The organism is Enterobacter sp. E12 (genome assembly GCF_014596715.2).
GTDB lineage: Bacteria > Pseudomonadota > Gammaproteobacteria > Enterobacterales > Enterobacteriaceae > Enterobacter > Enterobacter bugandensis.
In genome coordinates, this window is the sequence record NZ_CP115601.1 from 4,110,723 (window position 1) to 4,127,422 (window position 16,700).

A 16,700-nucleotide genomic window follows, 5' to 3' on the forward strand; every position below is an offset into this window, starting at 1 on the left:
AATATCACACTTGTTTTGTTACGCACGGCTCCACCAGCCATTTCTGCCAGCTTGCCGTCACCTGCGCGCGCTCTGCGGTAAAACAGTCCAGCGCCACGTGGCCCGGCTGTTCCTGTAAGGCCAGATGGTGTAACTCATCACGCAGCGTGGTGTAGGCGCGGGTTAAGGCCTGCGCCTCATGCTCGTCCATAATGTCGTTTTGCGCCAGCAGTTCCAGAATGCGCACGTTATCGGACCAGCGGGTTAGCTTCGGCTTGTCGTGGGCATGCAGCAGCACCAGGTACTGAGTGATGAACTCAATATCGGTAATCCCGCCCTCATCGGCTTTGATATCAAAGCGATCGCGATGTTTGTTACCCAAATGCGCGCGCATTTTCTCACGCATTTCGCGCACTTCAATTTGCAGGGTGCTGCCTTCGCGCGGGGTCGTCATGACTGACTTGCGGATCGCATCGAACTGCGTTTTGAGCTGCGGATCGCCGTACACCACGCGGGCGCGCACTAACGCCTGATGTTCCCACGTCCAGGCTTCGTTCTTCTGATAGTCAGCAAAAGCGTCCGTCGAGGTGACCAGCATGCCTGCCGCGCCGGACGGGCGCAGGCGCGCGTCCACCTCGTACAGAATGCCCGACGAAGTGCGGGTGCTGAACAGGTGCATGATGCGCTGGGCCAGGCGCAGGTAGAACTGCCGCCCGTCAATCTCACGTTCGCCGTCGGTCATGACGTCCGCCGGACAGTCGTGCAGGAAAATCAGATCCAGATCGGAGCTGTAGCCCAGCTCCCAGCCGCCCAGCTTGCCGTAACCGACCACGGCAAACCCTCGCCCCTCGCGGTCAGCAAGATGCTTCGGCTGGCCGTAGCGGGCCACCATCTGCACCCACGCCTGATGGACTACCGCGTCGATGATCGCCTCCGCCAGCCAGGTTAAATGATCGCTCACTTTCATTACCGGCAGCGTACCGGCGATATCCGCCGCCGCCACGCGCAGCATCTGCGCCTGCTTAAACTGACGCAGCGCCTCCAGTTGCTGCTCTTCGTCCTCTTCCGGCACGCGCAGCAGATACTGGCGCAGCTCGTCGCGGTAGGCGTCCGTCGCCGTCGGCTGATAGAGCGTGTTCGGGTCAAGCAGTTCGTCCAGCAGCAGTGGGTATCGCGCCAGCTTGTTAGCTACCATCGGCGACGCGGCGCAGAGGGAAATCAGGTGTTTCAGCGCGCCGGGAAACTCGCTCAGCAGTTCCAGGTAGGTGGTACGCGTGATAATCCCGCTCAGCAGCGGCATCATGCGCGACAGCGGCACCGGCGCATCCTCGCGGGAGCAGACGTCGCTCAGCAGATGCGGCATCAGATGATCCAGTACCTGCCGACCGCGCGGCCCAATGGCACGCTTGTTCAGTTCGAGACGGAAATCGGCAATCAAGGCCACCACGCGATGGCGGGCGTCGTCGCTTAAGTGCGCCAGCACCGGCGTGGTGTCATCTTCCTGGAGCGCGTCCTGCCACAGTTCGCGCCAGTGCTCGGAGAGCGCATCGTCCGGCGATTCACTTTCGTCGTCACCAATAAGATCGTTAAAGATGCGGCGAACGCCTGCCATATGGGCATCCAGCCGTTCGGTCAACGTTGACCAGTCATCTACCCGCATGCCCCAGGCCAGTCGCGCCCGGTTAAGGTCATCGCCCGGCAGGGTCTGGGTCTGTTCGTCGTTAATGCTTTGCAGCAGGTTTTCCAGACGGCGCAGGAACAGATAGGCCTCGCGCAGGGTTTGCGCGTCGCCATCCGGCAGCAAATGCAGTTGCTCAATGGCGCTCAGCGTCGGCAGCAGCGAGCGGGACTGCAGCGACGGCTCGCGCCCGCCGCGGATCAGCTGGAAGACCTGAACGATAAATTCGATTTCGCGGATGCCGCCCGCGCCAAGCTTGATGTTGTCCTTCAGACCGCGACGGCGCACCTCGCGGGCGATCATCCCTTTCATATTGCGCAGGGACTGGATCACGCTAAAGTCGATGTAACGGCGGAACACGAACGGGCGCAGCATGGCGCGCAACTCGTTGGCGTAGGCGTCGTCGCTGTCGCCCATGATCCGCGCTTTGACCATCGCGTAACGCTCCCAGTCGCGCCCCTGCTCCTGGTAATAATCTTCCAGCGCGGCGAAGCTCAGCACCAGCGGGCCACTGTCGCCAAACGGGCGCAGGCGCATGTCCACGCGGTAAACAAAGCCGTCCTGCGTAGGCTGGTCCAGCGCCTTAATCAGACGCTGCCCGAGTCGGGTAAAGAACTGGGCGTTATCCAGCTCGCGACGACCGCCTCGCGTGGCACCATTCTCCGGCCAGGCAAAGATCAGGTCGATATCCGAGGAGAAGTTCAGCTCGCAGCCGCCCAGCTTGCCCATCCCCAGAATCAACAGCGGCTGCGGAACCCCTTCTTCGCTGCACGGCGTGCCCCACTCTTTACAGCAGGCGGCGTAGAGCCAGTCCCGCGCGGCGACAATCAGCGTCTGCGCCAGTTCGCTCAGCTGCTGCAAGGTGCTCTCTTCACTCACCAGCTCCAGCGCCTGCGCCCAGGCAATGCGCACCATCACCCGGCGGCGGAACTGACGCAGAACGCGCATCAGCGTGGCTTCATCCGCCACCTCTGCCAGCGCGGTTTGCAGCCAGCCAGCATAGTGCCGCCACTCGTCAGCCTGCGGCGGCGCGCTTTCCAGCTCTGCCAGCCAGTCAGGATTGGCGCTAACGCTCTCCTGCACAAAATCACTGAACGTGAGCACGCTTTTCGCCTGCTCGCTTAACGATGACGCGGGTAACGACTCGGGCAGACGTTCGCAAACGGTTTGCCAGTGCTGCTGTAACTGCGAAGAAAGCGGCATATCAGGGGTTCCTTGCCAGAATTAACGTTTTCCGCTGTGCAGCCAGTACGGATCCTGCGAAATGGCTTCGTTGCGGAAATGCTCGATCTCAATCTGCTGACGGGTCTCAATGGCATGCTTAAGCCCCTGCCAGTTCTCCAGCCAGGCCTGCGCCTTCACGCCCTCGTACGCTCCCGACAGAAGCAACATGCTGTCGATATTACGCGCCAGGCGGGGAAGCTGGTCGCCATACTGGTCGCCCAGCGGATGCGCGAAGGTGGCTCTCAGCTCGGCGGCGTGTCGGGAAAGATGGATATCCGCGAAGCGTTTAAAGTTGTCCGCGATTTTGGTCTGCGCTTTTGCATCGAGGAAGACGCGCCAGCCGCGCGTAACCAGAAACTCGGTCAGCGCCAGTTTTGCCGCAGCATTTTGCGGGCTATAAAGCGCGGTTTGCGCCGACACGTCGGAAAGCAGCAGCGTTTCGGTCTGGGTCAGCAGATCGCGTAAGTGAGCGCTAGCTTTACGCGGTACGATACCGCCAAACAGCGTCAGGGTATGACGCACCAGTCCGATAGCGGCCAGCACCTGTTTTTTGGCATTTTTGACGTTACGCGCCCACAATTCTTCATGGTACTGCCATTGGGAGAGCGCCAGCTCCAGCGCCGCTTCCATGCCCTGCTCAATGCTGGCTTTCGGGACGACGCGCAAAATCGGAGTCTCTCTCAGCACGCGTGGCGCATTTCCGGCAGCCAGGTGGTAGCCGCGCGCCGCTTTGCTCAAGCTGCCCTGACGTAAACCCGGCTGGCTTACCAGCTTGCGCGCCAGCTTCAGCACGTCGCTCGCATCTCCTTCCAGAAGTTCCAGCTCCAGCTCGCAGATCGGTTCCTGGAACTCACCCGCCTTCACCTCGCCTAAATCCAGCGCGATTTCAATGCGGCTCTTGCCTTCCGTCACCAGCCATTTCTCGCGAGCGAAATCGGTGCTGAACAGCGGCTGCACCTGCCCTGCCAGCGTGGCGGGCAGTTCGCCTTCCGGCCAGACTTCCGCCGGGAAACGTTCCAGCTCAAGTTCTGGCTTACTGATGTCGATATTGTATTCCGGGCGCTGATGCAAACCGCCGACCACGCGGCCGGCGATTTTCATCGTCATCTCGTAGCGTCCGTTCGCGCCGCGGATACGCAGCCCCATATCGTGGTTGCGCAGCCAGTTGTCCGGCGTTTCGTAGTAGATGTTGAGCAACGGTACGGGTTCATGGTGCTCGCCGGAGAGCGTATTCAGATGCTGACGGAGCGCGTCAACGCTGTCTTTTTCGACGATAAATTTTAATTCGATTTCCTGAGCCATAGCCTTGTACTTTTGCGGGCGTCACAGACGCGTCAATGAGGGCGAACTTCCTCGCCATTTATTTGTCAGTACATAGTATTTTGCGCCAAATTGCCATGCAATGAGCAATTTGTCGGGCGTAAATGTGTAGAGTCGTGACACAGATGATTCTGATTGCTGATGAATGCTTTGCGTAGAGACACTGTTGCCACTACTATCGTTCCACTTTTTATGAAAATAACGACTAATGATGCTTAAATTACGCCTGATTGGACTTACTTTACTCGCTTTAAGCGCCGCAACCGCAGTGCACGCTGAAGAGAAGCGTTACGTTTCTGACGAACTTAACACCTGGGTGCGCAGTGGCCCCGGAGACAATTATCGCCTCGTGGGCACGGTGAATGCCGGCGAGGAAGTCACCCTGTTGCAGACCAACGCGGAGACCAATTACGGTCAGGTTCGCGACAGTTCCGGCCGTACCTCCTGGATCCCAATGAAAGAGCTGAGCACCGTGCCAAGCCTGCGCACCCGCGTGCCGGATCTGGAAAATCAGGTGAAGACCCTGACCGACAAGCTGAACAACATCGACGGGACCTGGAACCAGCGCACCGCTGAAATGCAGCAGAAAGTGGCGCAGAGCGACGGCGTGATCAACGGTCTGAAAGAAGAGAATCAAAAGCTCAAAAACGAACTGATCGTCGCGCAGAAAAAAGTGAACGCCGCGAACCTGCAGCTTGATGACAAACAGCGCACCATTATCATGCAGTGGTTTATGTATGGTGGCGGCGTGCTGGGCGTTGGTCTGGTGCTGGGTCTGGTTCTGCCACATCTGATCCCAAGCCGTAAGCGTAAAGATCGCTGGATGAACTAATTCGTCTTCTCTGCCAGACTTACGTATCATTCTGGAAAAGAGAAAACGGGAGAGTTGGGCGTGAAGAGTTATCTGGTCGGTGGTGCGGTACGTGATGCGTTGTTAGGTCTGCCGGTCAAAGATAAAGACTGGGTGGTGGTGGGCGCCACCCCGGAAGAGATGCTCGACGCGGGCTACCAGCAGGTAGGCCGCGATTTTCCCGTGTTCCTGCATCCGAAAAGCCGGGAAGAGTACGCCCTGGCGCGTACCGAACGGAAATCCGGTTCCGGTTATACCGGCTTCACCTGCTACGCCGCGCCGGATGTGACGCTGGAGCAGGATCTGCTGCGCCGCGATCTCACCATTAACGCCCTGGCCCAGGACGAAAACGGCCATATCATCGACGCCTACGGCGGGCAGGACGACCTGCGCGATCGTCTTTTGCGTCACGTCTCCCCGGCATTTTCTGAAGATCCGCTCCGCGTGCTGCGCGTGGCGCGTTTTGCCGCGCGTTACGCGCATCTGAGCTTCCGTATTGCGGATGAGACGATGGCGTTGATGACGGCCATGACCGAGGCGGGCGAGCTGGAACACCTGACGCCGGAGCGCGTCTGGAAAGAGACGGAAAATGCCCTCACCACCCGCAACCCGCAGGTCTTTTTCCAGGTTCTTCGCGACTGCGGCGCGCTGAAGGTGCTGTTCCCGGAAATCGACGCGCTGTTTGGCGTGCCCGCACCGGCGAAATGGCATCCCGAAATTGATACCGGCGTGCACACGCTGATGACGCTGAGCATGGCCGCCATGCTCAGCCCTGAGGTGGACGTACGTTTTTCCACCCTGTGCCACGATCTCGGCAAAGGCTTAACGCCGAAAGAGTTCTGGCCGCGCCATCACGGGCACGGTCCGGCGGGGGTAAAGCTGGTTGACGGGCTCTGCCAGCGTCTGCGCGTGCCGAATGACATCCGCGATCTGGCAAAGCTGGTCGCCGAGTTCCACGACCTGATCCATACCTTCCCGATCCTGAAGCCCGCCACCATCGTGAAGCTGTTCGATAATATCGACGCCTGGCGCAAGCCGCAGCGCGTGGAGCAGATTGCGCTCACCAGCGAAGCGGACGTGCGCGGCCGCACCGGGTTTGAAGCGTCCGATTATCCCCAGGGGCGTTTGCTGCGCGAAGCGTGGGAAGTCGCAAAAGCGGTGCCAACGAAAGACGTGGTTGAGGCAGGATTTAAAGGCCCGGAGATTCGCGAGGAGCTAACCAAACGGCGGATTGACGCGGTTACCGCGTGGAAGGAAAAGCGTTGCCCTCAGCCGAAAGAGTGAGGGCAATCGGTTATCAGAAGAAGACCACGTACACCGCAGCCGCGACGATAAAGCGATAGATCGCGAACGGAATAAACGAGATACGCTTAATCAGCTGCAGGAAGGTTTTGATGGCAATCAGCGCCACGATAAAGGCGGTGATAAAGCCCACGGCAAACATCGGAATATCACCTGTGGTCAGGAAGCCAATGCTTTTGTAAAGGTCCAGCGCGGTGGCGCCCATCATCATCGGCACCGCCAGCAGGAACGAGAACTCGGAAGCCGCGTAGCGGCTCACGCCCATCAGCATCCCGCCTGAAATGGTCGCACCTGAACGGGAGAAGCCCGGCCACAGCGCCAGACACTGGAAGCAGCCAATGATAAACGCCTGACGATAGGTCATATCGTCCAGGCCTTCCGCACGCGGGACTTTTGGCTTCAGCACTTCCGCGGCAATCAACAGGAAACCGCCCACCACCAGCGCGTACATGACGTTAATCGGGTTAAACAGCGATTTAATGGTGTCGTGGAATACCAGCCCCAATACCACCGCCGGGATCATCCCGAGCAGGATGTGAATCAGCGTCAGGCGGCCTTTGCCCTCTCCTTCACGCTGCGGCAGACGGCCAAAGTGGATGCCGATCAGGCCAAACAAGCGACGCCAGAACATCACCACCACCGCCAGAATCGAGCCCAGCTGAATTACCACCTCAAACGTCTTTGCGGTATCGCCTTCGAAGCCCAGCAGATGGCCAACGATAATCATATGGCCCGTACTGGAAACCGGTAAAAACTCCGTCAATCCTTCGACCACACCCAGAATTGCCGCCACCAGCAGCGAGTGCATATCGCTCATCTATAAACCCCTAAAAAAAGATATAAAAAAACGGTCGCCCCTAACGGCTACCGTGAAAGATACAGCCTTAAGACCGATATAACCTAAAATGGTTTAGCAATTATGACGTTAAATCTTTCCTTTCAGATTTGTGCCACGCTCAATGATGACGCCCACGTTGGCGGCGCGCGCCACCGCGCCCGGCTTGCTCAGCTTAATGCGTACCCACGGTGAGTTGAATTTGGTCAGCAGCAGATCCGCCACCTCTTCCGCCACCCGTTCCACCAACGCAAAACGCTGTCCTTCCACGTGGCCGATCACCGCTTCGCTGATGTCGGCATAGCTCAGACAGTCATTCACGTCATCGCTTTTTGCCGATTTGCGGTTATCCCATCCCATTTCGATATCGAACACCAGTTTCTGCTCGATGGTCTGTTCCCAGTCGTAAACACCAATTGTGGTGATTACCGAAAGTTGCTCTATAAATACAATATCCATCACGACCTGCCTGCTTTTTGGCTAAACCGGATACCACTTCCGGCGAATTATGCGTATTATCCACAGATGCTGAGAATACAGATACATTTTCAAAACGGAACAGCGTTATGAGTGCAATCGCGCCTGGAATGATCCTCCTCGCCTATCTTTGCGGCTCAATCTCCAGCGCCATTCTGGTCTGCCGCATTGCCGGGTTACCTGACCCGCGTGAAAGTGGTTCCGGGAATCCGGGAGCGACCAACGTGCTTCGAATTGGCGGCAAGGGAGCAGCCGTAGCGGTTTTGATTTTTGATGTTCTGAAGGGGATGCTACCCGTCTGGGGCGCGTATGCGCTGGGCGTCACGCCGTTCTGGCTGGGGATCATCGCCATCGCCGCCTGCGTCGGCCATATCTGGCCCGTATTCTTCGGCTTTAAAGGCGGCAAAGGGGTGGCGACCGCCTTTGGTGCCATCGCGCCCATCGGATGGGACTTAACCGGCGTCATGGCCGGGACCTGGCTGCTGACCATTCTGCTGAGCGGCTATTCGTCGCTGGGTGCCATCGTCAGCGCGCTGATCGCCCCGTTTTACGTCTGGTGGTTTAAACCCCAATTCACCTTCCCGGTATCGATGCTCTCCTGCCTGATCCTGCTGCGTCATCACGACAATATCCAGCGCCTGTGGCGACGCCAGGAAACGAAGATCTGGACGAAGCTCAAGCGAAAGAAAAAAGATCCCGAGTAGGCGGTTAGTTATGCCTTATAACCAAATGTGATTTTTGTCACCTTCTGCCTGTGGTAACTGTTAGATACACAACACCACTACACAAAAAGAAAATGGCAGAAATCACAGACACAACTCCCCTTTCAACGGCAGGAATTCCCCCTGATGGCGACATTCAGTGGGTGCGCAGTGCATCGGACGTTTCACGTCTCGTTAATCACGGTTCTCAGGGTCGGGCCAACGCCCGGATCGTGGTGGGTATCGCTCTGGGCGGGATTTTCCTCGATGCCTACGATCTGGGCGCGCTGGCTTTCGGCATTAAAGACATTACCCGCGAATTTAACCTGACGCCCGCCGGTACCGGCATGGTGGCCTCGGCGATTACCTTTGGTGCCATTGTCGGGGCGCTGCTCGGCGGTTACCTCACGGATAAAATCGGGCGCTACCGCGTCTTTATGGCCGACATGGTATTCTTTGTCGTCGCCGCTATCGCCTGCGCGCTGGCCCCGAATGAATATGTGCTGGCGGGCGCGCGCTTTGTGATGGGCCTTGGCGTGGGGATCGACCTTCCCGTGGCGATGGCGTTCCTGAGCGAGTTTGCCAGGCTGAAAGGGCCGGGCAATAAGGCCTCCAGCGTCGCGATGTGGTGCCCTACCTGGTATGCGGCGATCAGCATCTCTTACCTTCTGGTTCTCTTTTTCTACGCCGTGCTGCCGGAAAGCCACAGCGACTGGCTGTGGCGATTGATTCTCGGCTTTGGCGCGGTACCCGCGCTGGTGATTATCGCCATCCGCAGCCGCTATATGAGCGAATCGCCGGTCTGGGCGGCGAATCAGGGCAACCTGAAAGAGGCGGCGTCCATTTTGCGGCAGTCGTACAATATTAACGCCCACGTCCCGCAGGATGCGCTCACCCAGCCTGCGCCTGTCGTGAATAAAGCCAAATGGTCGAACTATCTGAACCTGTTCCGCGGCATCTATCTGCGGCGTACCACGCTCGCCACGCTGCTGTCCGTCGTCTCCTCGTTCGCCTATAACGCCGTGGCCTTTGGCCTGCCGGTGATTATTTCAAGCTTCTTCGTGCAGTCTATGCTGACCACTATTGTGATCTCGCTGGCGCTGAACCTGCTGTTTGCATTTATCGGCGGATTACTGGCGGTGCGCTACGTGCCGCGCTTCGGCGCGTGGCGGATGTCGCTGGCGGGTTACGCCTGTCAGCTTGTGGCGCTGCTGGGGCTGGCGCTGATTGGTCGACCGGACGATGCCTCTGAAGGGGTGCTTGCCGTGGCGATGCTTGCGCTTTTCCTGTTCGGTCAGGGATTTGGCCCGGGCGCGCATACCATGACGTTCGCCTCGCTGAGCTACCCGACCTCGCTGCGCGGCGTGGGCGTGGGTCTCAACCAGACGCTGATGCGCAGCAGCTCCACGCTGTCGCTGTTCCTGTTCCCGCTGCTGGTCGCGTCTCTCGACACCGCCGTGTTCTGGGTGATTGCGCTGGCGCCGTTTATCGGTCTGGCGTCATTGCTGGCGATCCGCTGGGAACCGTCGGGGTATGATGTGGATGCAGAAGATTACCGCTAGTCTCGCAAACCGGCTCACATGAGCCGGTTTTTTATCCATAAGCGACTCATATGACAGCCTTCATTTCCGCCAGGGCATACTGAAACGACCCCGATGATGCGCAGATGGAAGCAGCATGTTAGCAGCTCAGGTCACTGATAATACGTATAAAGGCTGGCAGGCGTCGCTTGCCCTGCAGTTTTGTCACACCCCTGAGAAAACCCTCCTGCGTTCCGCTCGACACGTCGGGCCGCTCACCGTACAACGTCCGTTTTATCCCGAAGGAAAAACCTGCCACCTCTATCTGCTGCACCCGCCCGGCGGCGTCGTGGGCGGCGATACGCTGGATATTTCCGTTCGGCTCGATGCCAAAAGCCACGCGCTTATCACCATGCCCGGCGCCAGCAAGTTCTACCGCAGCAGCGGCCCGCAGGCGCGTCTGAGCCAGCACTTTTATCTTGATGAAGACGCCACGCTGGAGTGGCTGCCGCAGGACACCATTATCTTTCCCGGCGCGAACGCCGCGCTGCGTTCCGTCTTCCACCTTAAGGCCTCCAGCACGCTGCTGGCGTGGGAGCTGTACTGCCTGGGCCGCCCGGTAATCGGTGAGACCTTCAGCCACGGCACGCTGGAGAGCCGCCTTGAGGTGTGGGTGGATGACGAACCGCGCCTGATAGAGCGCCAGCACCTCAGCAACGGCGATCTCACGCCCGTTGCCGGACACCCGTGGATCGGCACATTGCTGTTCTATCCGGCCCGGGAAGAACATCTCGACACCGTGCGCGCGCTGCTCGCGCCTCTGGGCCATTTTGCGGGGGCAACGCTCACCGACGCTCTGCTGTCGGTGCGTTTTCTCTCCCACGACAACCTGATTTGCCAGCGGGCGATGCGCGACATCTGGCAGTCGCTTCGCCCGCTTCTTACTACCAAAACCGCCTGTTCGCCGCGCATCTGGCAGACATAAGAGAAACGTTATGGAACTGACCCCCAGAGAAAAAGACAAGCTGTTGCTGTTTACCGCCGCGCTGGTTGCCGAACGCCGCCTTGCGCGCGGGGTAAAGCTCAACTACCCGGAATCGGTCGCGCTGATCAGCGCCTTCATCATGGAAGGCGCGCGCGACGGCGAAACCGTCGCCGCGCTGATGGAGGCGGGCCGCCACGTCCTGACGCGCGATCAGGTGATGGAGGGCGTGCCGGAGATGATCCCGGATATTCAGGTGGAAGCCACCTTCCCGGACGGCTCCAAGCTCGTCACCGTCCACAACCCGATCGTGTAAGGAGCACGTGATGATCCCAGGTGAATACCAGATCCAGCCCGGCACTATTGCGATCAACGTCTGGCGTGAAGCCCAAAGTGTTGTTGTTGAAAATCACGGCGACAGGCCGATCCAGGTCGGATCGCACTATCACTTTTACGAGGTCAACCCGGCGCTGAAGTTTGATCGCGAAGCCACCAGGGGCTACCGGCTGAACATTCCGGCGGGCACCGCCGTGCGCTTCGAGCCAGGCCAGAAGCGAGAGGTGACGCTGGTGCTGGTGACAGGCGCGCAGCGCATTTTTGGCTTTCGCGGCGAGGTCATGGGCGAGGTGAAACATGGCTGAAATTTCACGTCAGGCGTATGCCGACATGTTCGGCCCCACCACCGGGGATAAGGTGCGGCTGGCGGACAGCGAGCTGTGGATCGAAGTGGAAGACGATCTCACGGTCTACGGCGAAGAGGTCAAGTTCGGCGGCGGGAAGGTGATCCGCGACGGCATGGGCCAGGGGCAGATGACCGCTGACAGCTGCGTGGATCTGGTTCTCACCAACGCGCTGATCGTCGACCACTGGGGGATCGTGAAGGCCGACATCGGCGTGAAGAACGGGCGGATCTTCGCCGTCGGCAAAGCCGGGAACCCGGACATTCAGCCCGGCGTGACGATCCCGATTGGCGCAGCAACGGAAGTGATTGCCGCCGAAGGGAAGATCGTCACCGCAGGCGGGATCGACACCCACATCCACTGGATCTGTCCGCAACAGGCGGAAGAGGCGCTGGTCTCTGGCGTCACCACCATGATCGGCGGCGGCACAGGCCCCGCGGCAGGTACAAACGCCACCACCTGCACGCCGGGGCCGTGGTATATCGCCCGCATGTTGCAGGCCGCCGATACGCTGCCGGTGAATATTGGCCTGCTGGGCAAAGGGAACGGCTCAAACCCGGACGCCCTGCGCGAGCAGATCGCGGCGGGTGCCATCGGGCTTAAGATCCACGAAGACTGGGGCGCGACGCCAGCGGCCATCAACTGCTCGCTGGAGGTGGCCGAAGAGATGGATATTCAGGTGGCGCTGCACAGCGACACGCTGAACGAGTCCGGGTTTGTCGAGGACACGCTGGCGGCCATCGGCGGGCGCACCATCCACACCTTCCACACCGAAGGCGCGGGCGGCGGCCACGCGCCGGATATCATCACCGCCTGCGCGCACCCGAATATTCTGCCCTCTTCCACCAATCCTACCTTGCCCTACACGGTGAACACCATCGACGAGCACCTCGACATGCTGATGGTTTGCCATCACCTTGACCCGGATATCGCCGAGGACGTGGCGTTTGCCGAATCCCGCATTCGCCGGGAGACCATCGCCGCGGAAGACGTGCTGCACGATATCGGCGCGTTCTCGCTCACCTCGTCAGATTCGCAGGCCATGGGCCGAGTCGGGGAAGTGATTATCCGCACCTGGCAGGTGGCGCACCGCATGAAGGTCCAGCGCGGCGCGCTGCCGGAAGAGACGGGCGATAACGACAACTTCCGGGTGAAGCGCTATGTCGCCAAATACACCATTAACCCGGCGCTGACCCACGGCATCGCCCATGAAGTCGGTTCGATTGAGGCGGGCAAGCTGGCGGATCTGGTGGTCTGGTCCCCCGCCTTCTTTGGCGTAAAACCCGCCACCATCGTCAAGGGCGGGATGATCGCCTGCGCGCCGATGGGCGACATCAACGCCTCGATCCCCACGCCGCAGCCAGTGCATTACCGCCCGATGTTTGGCGCGCTGGGCGCCGCACGTCACGCCACGCGACTGACGTTTGTTTCTCAGGCGGCCCACGCGAACGGCATCCCACAGCAGCTCAGCCTGCAGAGCGCCACGGCGGTGGTAAAAGGCTGCCGGACGGTGAAAAAGGCCGACATGATCCATAACGCCCTGCAACCGAACATCACCGTCGATTCGCAAACCTACGAGGTGCGCGTCGACGGTGAACTGATTACCAGCGAACCGGCCGACGTTCTGCCGATGGCGCAACGCTATTTCCTGTTTTGAGGAGTGATGATGATCTACTTAACACAACGTCTGGACCACGCGCATCCGACTACCGCCAGCGTCACGCTGCCGATTGACGTGCGGGTGAAAAGCCGCGCTCGCGTGGCGCTTAACGACGGGCGCGAAGCCGGACTGATGCTGCCGCGCGGCCTGCTGCTGCGCGGGGGCGACCTGCTCAGTAACGAAGACGGCAGCGAGGTGATCGAAGTGATCGCCGCTCCGGAGTCGGTTTCCGTGGTGCGCTGCGCCGATCCGTTCCTGCTCGCCCGCGCCTGCTACCACCTGGGCAACCGCCACGTGCCGCTGCAGGTCATGCCCGGCGAGCTGCGCTATCACCACGATCACGTTCTCGACGACATGCTGCGCCAGTTCGGGCTGGAGGTAACCTTCGCCAGCCTGCCGTTTGAACCGGAAGCGGGCGCTTACGCCAGCGATGCCCACAGTCACTCTCACGCTCATTCACATTAAGGATCAATCATGCGTAAGCATTTACCGCTGTTACTGCTGGCTTTTTCCGTTCCCGCGCTCGCGCATCCCGGCCACGGCGCCGACAGCTTTCAGGCCGGTTTTCTCCACCCGCTGACCGGGCTGGATCACCTGCTGATGCTGACCGGGGCTGGCGTGCTGTCTGCCCTGAGCGGCCGCAAGCTCCTGCTGCCGTTTGCCACCCTCGGCATGATGCTTGTCGGCGCCGTTGCGGGCAGCCTGCTCGGCGGCTTTAGCGGCATGGAGATGCTGATTATCGCCTCGCTGGCGGTCTGCGGCGTGATGATGTTTAAAACTGAAAACCGCCTGCTGCTGGCGGTGCCTGCCCTGGCGATGTTCCACGGCTGGGCGCACGGCGTGGAGATGTCTGGCCACAGCTTCTGGCTGTTCACCAGCGGGTTTATGTTCGCCAGCGCGACGGTGCTGTGCGCCAGTTTCGCCGCAGGCTTGCTGCTGCGCCGTCACGACGGGCTGCGTAAAACCTTCGGCGGCGGGCTGATCGTCTCCGCCCTGCTGGCGCTGATGAGCTGATGGAGCATGCCCGACAGCGGCTGCGCCTGATGCAGCTCTCGAGCAGCAGCCTGCCGGTCGGGTCGTTTACCTGGTCGCAGGGGCTGGAGTGGGCCGTAGAGGCGGGCTGGGTTACGAGCACCGACGCCTTCAGACGCTGGCAGATCCAGCAGATGGAGCAGAGCTTTTTCTGCGTCGATCTGCCGATGTTTATCCGGCTGTTCCGGGCCTGCGAACAGCAGGACATCGCGGCAGCAAAACGCTGGACGACATATCTGCTCGCCTGCCGGGAAACGCGCGAGCTGCGCGAAGAGGAGCGCAACCGTGGTGCGGCCTTTACGCGCCTGATTAAAAGCTGGGAGCCGAGCTGCCCGGCAGAGTGGCTGTCGCTGTTTGCACAGAGCCAGCTCTGCGGCATGGCGTGGCTCGGCGTGCGCTGGGGCATTGGCGCGCGCGAGCTGGCGCTGAGCCTCGGCTACAGCTGGATAGAGAGCGCGGTGATGGCGGGCGTCAAGCTCGTCCCCTTCGGACAGCAGGCGGCGCAGCAGCTGATTATCGAGCTGAGCGACCATTTTGCCGCCGGGTTTGAACAGGCATTTTTACGTGGCGACGACGCGCTGGGGGCAGCTACGCCACTGTCGGCCATCGCCTCCGCGCGCCATGAAACACAATATTCACGACTATTCCGTTCCTGAGGAGTCAACATGGCTGATTACAAACATCCCCTGCGCGTGGGCGTAGGCGGTCCGGTAGGATCGGGCAAAACCGCGCTGCTGGAAGCGCTCTGCAAGGCGATGCGCGACACGTACCATCTGGCGGTGGTCACTAACGATATCTACACCAAAGAGGATCAGCGCATCCTGACCGAGGCGGGCGCGCTTGAGCCGGAGCGCATCGTGGGCGTGGAGACCGGCGGCTGCCCGCATACCGCCATCCGCGAAGATGCCTCAATGAACCTCGCGGCGGTAGAAGCACTCAGCGAGAAGTTCGGTAATCTGGATCTGATCTTCGTTGAAAGCGGCGGGGACAACCTGAGCGCGACCTTCAGCCCGGAGCTGGCGGACCTGACTATTTACGTGATCGACGTGGCCGAAGGGGAAAAAATCCCGCGCAAGGGCGGACCGGGGATCACCAAATCCGATTTCCTGGTGATCAACAAAACCGATCTTGCGCCCTACGTCGGGGCGTCGCTGGAGGTAATGGAGCGCGATACCAACCGCATGCGCGGCGAGCGTCCGTGGACGTTTACCAACCTGAAGGCGGGTGACGGTCTGGGGACGATTATTGCGTTTCTGGAAGAGAAAGGGATGCTGCGGGTGTAGTGCGGTTTGTTGCCGGGTGGCGGCTTCGCCTGACCCGGCCTACGGTTTTGTAGGCCCGGTAAGCGCAGCGCCACCGGGCAAAAAACTCACGCCTCAGGCAGTTCCGCCAGCGGCCAGCGCGGACGCACGGACACGCTCAGGTCGGACGTTGCCCCCGCATTCAGGCGCACCATCCCGGCGTAGGCGATCATCGCCCCGTTATCGGTACAGAATTCCGGACGCGCGTAGAACACTTCCCCGCGACGCTTTTGCATCATCTCCGCAAGCTTCGCGCGCAGCGTGCGGTTGGCGCTGACGCCGCCCGCCATCACCAGGCGCTTAAACCCGGTCTGATCCAGCGCGCGCTTGCACTTGATCATCAGCGTATCCACTACCGCGTCTTCAAACGCGCGGGCGATATCGGCGCGGGTCTGCTCGTCGTTGTCGTTATTGCGGATAGTATTCGCCGCGAAGGTTTTCAGCCCGGAGAAGCTGAAATCCAGCCCCGGACGATCGGTCATCGGACGCGGGAAAACAAAGCGCCCTTCCGTTCCCTGCGACGCCATTTTAGAGAGCATCGGGCCGCCCGGGTAATCCAGGCCCAGCAGCTTGGCGGTTTTATCGAACGCTTCACCGGCGGCGTCGTCGATCGACTCGCCCAGCAGCTCGTACTTGCCAATACCCGTTACGCTAATCAGCTGGGTATGCCCACCGGAGACCAGCAGCGCCACGAACGGGAACTCGGGCGGATTGTCTTCCAGCATCGGCGCCAGAAGATGCCCTTCCATGTGGTGAACCGGAATGGCGGGAACGTCCCACGCGAAGGCCAGCGAACGGCCAACCGTCGCGCCGACCAGCAGCGCACCGACCAGACCCGGCCCTGCGGTATAGGCTACGGCGTCAATATCGGTTGAGCTTAATCCGGCCTCTTTCAGCGCCGCCTGAATCAGGGGAACCGTTTTACGCACGTGGTCACGAGAGGCCAGTTCAGGTACGACGCCGCCGTAGTCAGCGTGCAATTTCACCTGACTATACAGCTGGTTGGCCAGAAGCCCTTTTTCGTCGTCGTAAATGGCGATGCCGGTTTCATCGCAGGATGTTTCAATACCCAGTACACGCATGACTTGTTTTACCTCGTTTCAATACCGCGCAGTGTAGAGCCTGGGCGGGTTGATGTAAAACTTTGTTCGCCCCAGGA

General features: G+C 60.2%; 17 protein-coding genes. 12 read left to right on the plus strand and 5 right to left on the minus strand.

Annotated elements, in window-relative coordinates; genetic code table 11:
* Window positions 1–4: 4 nt before the first annotated feature.
* Complete coding sequence (glnE, locus tag IB212_RS19585) at window positions 5–2,860, minus strand: bifunctional [glutamate--ammonia ligase]-adenylyl-L-tyrosine phosphorylase/[glutamate--ammonia-ligase] adenylyltransferase (RefSeq protein ID WP_041908079.1); 2,856 nt, start codon at window positions 2,858–2,860, stop codon at window positions 5–7.
* 21 nt (window positions 2,861–2,881) lie between these two features.
* Window positions 2,882–4,183, minus strand: a complete 1,302-nt coding sequence (locus tag IB212_RS19590) for an inorganic triphosphatase (RefSeq protein WP_041908077.1) — start codon at window positions 4,181–4,183, stop codon at window positions 2,882–2,884.
* A gap of 229 nt (window positions 4,184–4,412) precedes the next feature.
* Here IB212_RS19590 and IB212_RS19595 point away from each other — a divergent pair, with 229 nt between their 5' ends.
* Both IB212_RS19595 and IB212_RS19600 read left to right on the plus strand, forming a co-directional pair.
* On the plus strand, window positions 4,413–5,033 hold the full coding sequence (locus tag IB212_RS19595; RefSeq protein ID WP_041911953.1) for a TIGR04211 family SH3 domain-containing protein: 621 nt from the start codon (window positions 4,413–4,415) through the stop codon (window positions 5,031–5,033).
* Window positions 5,034–5,093: 60 nt separating this feature from the next.
* Window positions 5,094–6,335 carry a multifunctional CCA addition/repair protein gene (locus IB212_RS19600; protein ID WP_028014458.1) on the plus strand — a complete coding sequence of 414 codons (1,242 nt, stop codon included), beginning with the start codon at window positions 5,094–5,096 and terminating at the stop codon, window positions 6,333–6,335.
* A 13-nt stretch (window positions 6,336–6,348) separates the two neighbouring features.
* On the opposite strand, the gene bacA is transcribed toward IB212_RS19600, so the two are convergent.
* Complete coding sequence (bacA, locus tag IB212_RS19605) at window positions 6,349–7,170, minus strand: undecaprenyl-diphosphate phosphatase (RefSeq protein WP_028014459.1); 822 nt, start codon at window positions 7,168–7,170, stop codon at window positions 6,349–6,351.
* 108 nt (window positions 7,171–7,278) lie between these two features.
* Entirely contained in the window at window positions 7,279–7,647 is a 369-nt protein-coding gene (gene folB, locus IB212_RS19610; protein ID WP_028014460.1) for a bifunctional dihydroneopterin aldolase/7,8-dihydroneopterin epimerase, read from the minus strand.
* 107 nt (window positions 7,648–7,754) lie between these two features.
* Between folB and plsY the strand changes: the two genes are divergently transcribed.
* The 10 genes from plsY to ureG all read left to right on the plus strand — a co-directional run bounded on the left by plsY (window position 7,755) and on the right by ureG (window position 15,523).
* Complete coding sequence (gene plsY / locus IB212_RS19615) at window positions 7,755–8,369, plus strand: glycerol-3-phosphate 1-O-acyltransferase PlsY (protein WP_041908075.1); 615 nt, start codon at window positions 7,755–7,757, stop codon at window positions 8,367–8,369.
* A gap of 92 nt (window positions 8,370–8,461) precedes the next feature.
* On the plus strand, window positions 8,462–9,928 hold the full coding sequence (locus IB212_RS19620; RefSeq protein ID WP_188245721.1) for an MFS transporter: 1,467 nt from the start codon (window positions 8,462–8,464) through the stop codon (window positions 9,926–9,928).
* A 115-nt stretch (window positions 9,929–10,043) separates the two neighbouring features.
* Window positions 10,044–10,871: an urease accessory protein UreD gene (locus IB212_RS19625; RefSeq protein WP_041908072.1), complete on the plus strand. Its 828-nt coding sequence runs from the start codon at window positions 10,044–10,046 to the stop codon at window positions 10,869–10,871.
* 10 nt (window positions 10,872–10,881) lie between these two features.
* Window positions 10,882–11,184, plus strand: a complete 303-nt coding sequence (locus tag IB212_RS19630; protein WP_041908071.1) for an urease subunit gamma — start codon at window positions 10,882–10,884, stop codon at window positions 11,182–11,184.
* Window positions 11,185–11,194: 10 nt separating this feature from the next.
* Complete coding sequence (locus tag IB212_RS19635; protein WP_188245722.1) at window positions 11,195–11,509, plus strand: urease subunit beta; 315 nt, start codon at window positions 11,195–11,197, stop codon at window positions 11,507–11,509.
* Window positions 11,502–13,205 carry an urease subunit alpha gene (gene ureC, locus IB212_RS19640; RefSeq protein WP_041908068.1) on the plus strand — a complete coding sequence of 568 codons (1,704 nt, stop codon included), beginning with the start codon at window positions 11,502–11,504 and terminating at the stop codon, window positions 13,203–13,205. Before IB212_RS19635 ends, ureC begins: the two co-directional genes overlap by 8 nt.
* 9 nt (window positions 13,206–13,214) lie before the next feature.
* Window positions 13,215–13,673: an urease accessory protein UreE gene (ureE, locus tag IB212_RS19645; RefSeq protein ID WP_041908066.1), complete on the plus strand. Its 459-nt coding sequence runs from the start codon at window positions 13,215–13,217 to the stop codon at window positions 13,671–13,673.
* Between the two features lie 9 nt (window positions 13,674–13,682).
* Window positions 13,683–14,222, plus strand: a complete 540-nt coding sequence (locus IB212_RS19650; RefSeq protein ID WP_041908064.1) for a HupE/UreJ family protein — start codon at window positions 13,683–13,685, stop codon at window positions 14,220–14,222.
* The gene (locus IB212_RS19655; RefSeq protein WP_041908062.1) at window positions 14,222–14,896 is read left to right on the plus strand and encodes an urease accessory protein UreF; all 675 of its coding nucleotides are present in this window, start codon (window positions 14,222–14,224) and stop codon (window positions 14,894–14,896) included. The genes IB212_RS19650 and IB212_RS19655 overlap by 1 nt, the downstream gene beginning before the upstream one ends.
* A 9-nt stretch (window positions 14,897–14,905) precedes the next feature.
* Window positions 14,906–15,523, plus strand: a complete 618-nt coding sequence (gene ureG, locus IB212_RS19660) for an urease accessory protein UreG (protein WP_022651876.1) — start codon at window positions 14,906–14,908, stop codon at window positions 15,521–15,523.
* Window positions 15,524–15,609: 86 nt separating this feature from the next.
* Here ureG and tsaD read toward each other — a convergent pair whose 3' ends face one another.
* A complete protein-coding gene (tsaD, locus tag IB212_RS19665; protein WP_041908060.1) occupies window positions 15,610–16,623 on the minus strand; it encodes a tRNA (adenosine(37)-N6)-threonylcarbamoyltransferase complex transferase subunit TsaD in 1,014 nt (337 codons plus the stop codon).
* Window positions 16,624–16,700 lie beyond the last annotated feature (77 nt).